This is a genomic window from Pseudomonas folii (assembly GCF_014357575.1).
In the GTDB taxonomy this organism is placed as follows: domain Bacteria; phylum Pseudomonadota; class Gammaproteobacteria; order Pseudomonadales; family Pseudomonadaceae; genus Aquipseudomonas; species Aquipseudomonas folii.
In genome coordinates this window covers 1-6086 of the sequence record NZ_JACONW010000226.1, presented here as the reverse complement: position 1 = coordinate 6086, position 6086 = coordinate 1, and the positions used below count along the sequence as shown (strand labels likewise).

Sequence of the window (6086 nt, the reverse complement as noted above, 5' to 3'; positions counted from 1 at the left end):
AGTAAATTTCAACTCAGGGCTTGCATGCGTCACTTGATGGACGGCATGCCACGCTTGCTCACACTCGCCATCACCATCGACATCACCTGCTCATGCAGGCGCTGCACCCAGTTGCGGTAAGTTCGATCTGCCCCTTCGGCAATCCCTGCGGTGCGCATCTGCTCGCGCACCGGCACCAGTTCACAGTAGCGTTGCGTGGCCAGTCTGGCTAAAGCCGCCTGACCGGGTGTGCGCTGCAACTGCGCAACCGCGCGATCTATCGCGGTGGCAATTTCGTCCAGGCCAGTGCCGCCAGCGAGAACCCGCGAGCCCGGTGTACTGCGCGGTGGTGCCCCACCCCATTCGATCAATGCGCCCAACTGGCTGCCAAGGCCGCCACCCAGACCTCGCTCACGTGTTTGCTCGCCCCAATGCACCATCAGCTTTTCAATTTCCTTGATCACTTTGTTCCCTCTCCATTCAACTCGATGCCCGCCACGGCAGGCAGCGTGAAAAACCCAGGGCGCGACGAGGCAACCTGACCGAAGTCAGGCAAACCGTCGTGAACCAGTGGGATGAACAAGAAGATTAGCAACCGCTAATATTTACATCAATAGCAAAATGTAATTTACTGTCTGCTAACGCAAAGCGATGATTAGGCCATGGATATCTACGAACAACGCCTTATAGCCCTTCGCCATGCGATGGCTGGCCTCACTCAGAAAGACTTTGCCAACCAGTTCGGTCTGGACGCGTCTTACTTGTCGCAACTGTTGAACGGCCATCGAAAGCTGGGCGAGAAGGCAGCTGCCACCCTTGAGGGCAAGATTGATCTGCCCGCAGGCACGCTGGTTACGCCGGAAATCTCAGACGCCAATGAACTGCTGGATGGAGCTGCACCGAAAACAGCGCCTCCCGTCGATACCAAAAAAGTCATGGAATCCTTGGGGTTCATTACCATCCCGCACCTCAATGTCGCCGCGTCAATGGGCTACGGTCTGGTTCCGGAAAACCAGGTCGAAGTCATCCGAGAGATGACAGTCCACCTGGACTGGCTGAAAACCCAAGGCGTGCCGTACTCCAGCCTCGAAAACCTGGCAATCATCACCGGTGATGGCGACAGCATGGAAGGCACCTTTCGCGATGGAGACTCGTTGCTGGTAGACCGGGGAATTACCGAAGTCCGCACCGATGCGGTTTACGTATTTACCCTTGATGGTGATCTATTCATCAAGCGCCTGCAGCGACTGACCGGTGGGGCGCTGCGGATGATCTCGGACAACCCTGTTTACCCCCCAATCATGATCGACGGCGCTGATCTGGAAAAAATCCATATTCAGGCGCGGGTATTACTCGTGTGGAATGCCAGGAAGCTTTGAGCCTCTGACAACGTCAATGAATCCGCCCGCCTCTGCGGGCTTTTTAACGCCCCAACCGAAAAAGAGTACACGCGTACTCTTTTTTTCTTGCCGTTTAGCCCTTCGATACTTACTGTATGTATATACATAATACCAAGGAGGATCACATGTCCAACACGCTACCCAAAGCCCTCGTTCCCCCTACATCGCTTGAATTGCTTGGCGCACGCCTTCAGAAGATCATCACCTCTCCCGCCGCTCGTAAGGAGCACGCCGCGCTGGTTTACAAGGCACCGGATGAGTCCCAGCAAGACTGGGATCAGATCATCGATGCCATCACCGAGACCGACGGTGTGTATGCAAACGTTCAGGACGATGGGTCAGTGCGCGTGTTCTGGGATGTCCCGGCTCAAGACTGAGCGACCATTCACAGGAAAGGAAATATTTAGCAAACGCTATTGTATAAATATTTAGCTATTGCTAATTTAATCTCGTACCCATTCATTACCGAGTACGAGTCATGAAAAATCCAAAGCAACATCCTCGCTGCCAGGTGTACTTGCATCCGGCAGCGGCTGCGAGTCCTGATGCGATTCGGGCTATCCAGCAGCAAGTTGGTCTGCTCCTGATCATCACACCGCGAAAACGACGTGAGCAGTGCAAAGCAGCCAGTGCAAATGAGTTCAACCCATGGGGAGGTGACGCGGCATGAGCCAGACACTCAATCAACTGAGGTCCCAATTCGCCACGCCGTGCCCTACCCTGAGTGCCGTTCGAGAGCGATATTTCTCTCACATATCCAGTGATCGCTATCTGATGCGCAAGATCAGTAGTGGCGCAATTGCCCTCAAAGTCACTCGTCTGGGCGGCTCCAGCAAAGGACAGCCCGTGGTGTACCTGCACAACCTTGCGGACTATCTGGATGCTCAAGACCAATTGCAGGCTGCATGACCCTTGCGAGTGCCGCTGTCCGGGAGCGGCACTGATTTCATTCCTGCAAAGCAAAGACTGGACACCCACATCTGCGTTTCCAGCAAAAGTCATGCAGGCGATAAGCTATCACGACATGTCTAAATCAAGGCTTTGAGCCAATGCTGCTGATATTTAAGACTTTTTTCTGCTGATCACTGGATATTTCAAAATAATCAGCTAGGACGCCTAAAGCTGAAACGTTAAACGTCGATAGGTTACTAACGTTTCCTCTCTCGACAGGCTATTCGCATGAATCTGAGAAATCTCAATATTGCCCCCCGATCGCTGCTCTGTTTTGGCTTTTTTGCCTTACTGATCACCGCTCTGGGCCTGTTCTCATTACAGCAGTCAGTTGGCCTGAAAGAATCACGAGAGGCATTACAGGACAACGTCTTGCCGACCATTCAAACCATTGAGCAGATCAAGACAGATCTGGTAACCATTCGTTTGGGTAATAGCGGCCTGCGGGCAGCATCGGACGCGGAAGGGGCCAGGCGACAGGTTGACCGCATCAGCCAGGCGCGTAGTGGCCTGGAAGCAGACGTGCGCAAACTGAAACCTCTGTTGATAACGGAAGCCGGCCAGAAAGCGTTCAGCAGTATGGAACGCAACCTGATGGCGTACCTTGCCGTGCATACGCGCTTTCTGGACGCGGTCGCCCAAAAGCGTGAAGACCTCATCAACGCAATGACCAACTCCACCGGTGAGATGACTCAAGCCGCCGAACAGTTGAGCAAGGATATCGCTGAGGTCGCGCGCCTGGCAGATATCAAGATGGCCGAATCCGATGCCATTGCCGACCAGACGTATTCCCAATCGCGCAACGTCACCATCATCGCCATTATCGTGGCGCTGATTGCGACACTGGCCCTGGCCGCACTGTTCACTCGCAGCCTGGTTGCGCCCATTGCCAAGGCGTTGGCCGTTGCCCAGCAGATTGCTGCCAACGACCTCAGCAAGCCAATCGATGTCGACGGCAAGGATGAACCGGGACGCCTGCTGCAAGCGCTGTCGGTCATGCAACAGAATCTGCGTCGCACACTGGGTGAACTGAGCGATTCGTCATCGCAACTGGCATCGACTTCAGAAGAAATGACCGCCGTCACCGAAGATTCATTGCGCGGCGTGCAGCGTCAGAACGATGAAATCAACCAGGCGGCTACGGCCATCAACCAGATGAGCGCGGCCGTTGAAGAAGTGGCCCGCAATGCATCGCTGGCCTCGACCGCAGCACGTGATTCGAGTCAGTCCGCAGAAAATGGCAGCAAGCGTGTTGGCGAAACCGTGAGCGTGATCAATGAACTGCATCAGGCAGTCGGCGTCACCGCGGTGGAAATCGACGGGCTGGCCGTACAAGTGCAAGGCATCAGCGGCGTGCTGGATGTGATTCGTGGCATCGCCGACCAGACCAACCTGCTTGCCCTCAACGCGGCTATCGAAGCCGCACGAGCAGGCGAAGCCGGTCGCGGCTTTGCGGTGGTGGCAGACGAAGTTCGGGCGCTGGCCCATCGTACTCAGCAATCCACTGCCGAAATCGAAAAAATGATCGCCTCGATTCAGGACGGTGCCGGTAAAGCGGTCAGCGCCATGGGCCACAGCAGCGAGCGCGCCCGCGCCAGCCTTGATGTCGCCGAAGCAGCTGGTTTGGCGCTGAGTGAAATCACCGCCGCCATTGTGCAGATCAACGAACGCAACATGAGCATTGCCTCGGCCACCGAAGAGCAAGCGCAAGTCGCCCGCGAAGTTGACCGTAACCTGACCAGCATCCGCGACCTGTCCCTGCAGACCTCGGCAGGTGCCAACCAGACCTCGGCAGCCAGCAGCGAGCTGTCGCAGTTGGCAGTGGGCCTGAATCAGTTGGCGTTGCGCTTCAAGATGTGAGGGTGATTGAGCTGTCGCCGTTTTTTCGACACGGCGCAGTTATGCAACAAATGCCTGAGCCTGCGCCGTGCAGGGTAGGAGCGAACTTGTTCGCGAGGTGGCGTGCCTGAAGAACCGCGTCAAACCCTCTCGCCAACAAGTTGCCTCCTACCTTCGAACGCGGCAAGTCTGAACTTCCGCGGCCGGGGTAGGAGCGAACTTGTTCGCGAGGCGGCTTGTCTGGAAAACCGTGTTAGCCCCTCTCGCCAACAAGTTGCCTCCTACCTTCGAACGCGGCAAGTCTGAACCTCCGCGGCCGGGGTAGGAGCGAACTTGTTCGCGAGGTGGCGTGCCTGAAGAACCGCGTCAAACCCTCTCGCCAACAAGTTGCCTCCTACCTTCGAACGCGGCAAGTCTGAACCTCCGCGGCCGGGGTAGGAGCGAACTTGTTCGCGAGGGCGGCGTGTCTGGAAAACCGCATTAGCCCCTCTCGCCAACAAGTTGCCTCCTACCTTCGAACGCGGCAAGGCTGAATCTGTGCGGTGCAAGGGTAGGAGCGAACTTGTTCGCGAGGGCTGCGGGCCTGGAGAACCGCATTAGCCCCTCTCGCCAACAAGTTGCCTCCTACCCGGCAAATCCAGCCGTCGCTTGAATGGGCTGCAATCACAGTGCGCGGCGGAAGATATCTTCTATTTGCGCCTGATCAGCGGGACGCGGGTTGGTCAGTCCACAAGCGTCTTTCAACGCGTTGGCGGCCAGGATCGGGAAGTCCTCTTCCTTCACGCCCAAGGCAGTCAGCCCCGGTGGAATGTCGATGGAGCCTGCCAACGTGCGAATCGCAGCAACCGCCGCACGAGCGCCCTCCTCCGGCGCCAGGCCGCGAATATCGGCCCCCATGGCATGCGCCACATCCGTCAGACGAGCCGGGCAGACCACGGCATTGAAACTCTGCACATGAGGCAGCAATACCGCATTGCACACGCCATGCGGCAAGTCATAAAAACCACCGAGCTGGTGAGCCATGGCATGCACGTAGCCCAGGGACGCATTGTTGAACGCCATGCCCGCCAGAAACTGGGCATACGCCATGTTTTCCCTTGCTTCCATGTCTGAGCCATCGTCCACTGCACGGCGCAGATAACCGGCGATCAGTGACATAGCCTTCAGAGCACAGGCATCGGTAATCGGCGTGGCGGCGGTCGACACATAAGCCTCAATGGCATGGGTCAGTGCGTCCATACCGGTAGCAGCGGTCAGTGACTTGGGCATCTTCGCCATCATTGCCGGGTCATTGACTGACAACAGCGGTGTAACGTTGCGATCAACGATGGCCATTTTTACGTGGCGCACTTCATCAGTGATGATGCAAAAGCGGGTCATCTCACTTGCCGTACCTGCCGTTGTGTTGATGGCAATCAACGGCAACTGGGGGTTCTTCGAACGGTCCACGCCTTCGTAGTCACTGATATGCCCACCGTTGGTGGCGCACAAGGCAATGCCTTTGGCGCAGTCGTGAGGCGAGCCGCCACCCAGCGATATCACAAAGTCGCATTGCCGCTCACGCAGCATGGCCAGGCCGCTTTCGACGTTACTGACGGTCGGATTGGGTTTCGCGCCATCGAACACCACTGAGTCAATGCCCTGCTCTACCAGAAGACCAGCGATCTGCGTCGCCAGCCCTGCCTTGGCAAGGCCAGCATCGGTAACGATCAGCGCTTTGAGAAAACCGTATTTACGAATGGCCTGCATGGCTTCGTCGAGACAGCCAAGGCCCATGATGTTCACGGCGGGAATGAAAAAGGTGCTGCTCATGATGGAACCTCGGCGTGATCGCCTGCGCGTGGGAATGCTTACAGCATGCGCGCGCCGAGGATGGGGGAATTGATCTGGCTCAATGAATGGAGATGCGAGCGCAAT

At 56.7% G+C, this 6086-nt stretch carries 6 protein-coding genes; 4 read left to right on the top strand and 2 right to left on the bottom strand.

Annotation, left to right across the window (positions count from 1 at the left end):
- Positions 1 to 29: 29 nt before the first annotated feature.
- A complete protein-coding gene (locus H8S59_RS25560; protein ID WP_187523237.1) occupies positions 30 to 443 on the bottom strand; it encodes a hypothetical protein in 414 nt (137 codons plus the stop codon).
- Between the two features lie 198 nt (positions 444 to 641).
- Here H8S59_RS25560 and H8S59_RS25555 point away from each other — a divergent pair, with 198 nt between their 5' ends.
- The 4 genes from H8S59_RS25555 (at position 642) to H8S59_RS25540 (ending at position 4190) form a co-directional block, all read left to right on the top strand.
- Positions 642 to 1358, top strand: a complete 717-nt coding sequence (locus H8S59_RS25555; protein ID WP_095094030.1) for an XRE family transcriptional regulator — start codon at positions 642 to 644, stop codon at positions 1356 to 1358.
- Between the two features lie 146 nt (positions 1359 to 1504).
- Positions 1505 to 1756, top strand: a complete 252-nt coding sequence (locus H8S59_RS25550) for a DUF1654 domain-containing protein (RefSeq protein ID WP_187523236.1) — start codon at positions 1505 to 1507, stop codon at positions 1754 to 1756.
- Between the two features lie 289 nt (positions 1757 to 2045).
- A complete protein-coding gene (locus H8S59_RS25545; RefSeq protein WP_095094027.1) occupies positions 2046 to 2288 on the top strand; it encodes a pyocin activator PrtN family protein in 243 nt (80 codons plus the stop codon).
- Positions 2289 to 2558: 270 nt separating this feature from the next.
- Positions 2559 to 4190 (top strand): methyl-accepting chemotaxis protein, encoded by a 1632-nt coding sequence (locus tag H8S59_RS25540; RefSeq protein WP_187523235.1) that lies wholly within the window; start codon positions 2559 to 2561, stop codon positions 4188 to 4190.
- 642 nt (positions 4191 to 4832) lie between these two features.
- Here the strand turns inward: H8S59_RS25540 and yiaY are convergent.
- Positions 4833 to 5981 (bottom strand): L-threonine dehydrogenase, encoded by a 1149-nt coding sequence (yiaY, locus tag H8S59_RS25535; RefSeq protein WP_187523234.1) that lies wholly within the window; start codon positions 5979 to 5981, stop codon positions 4833 to 4835.
- Positions 5982 to 6086 lie beyond the last annotated feature (105 nt).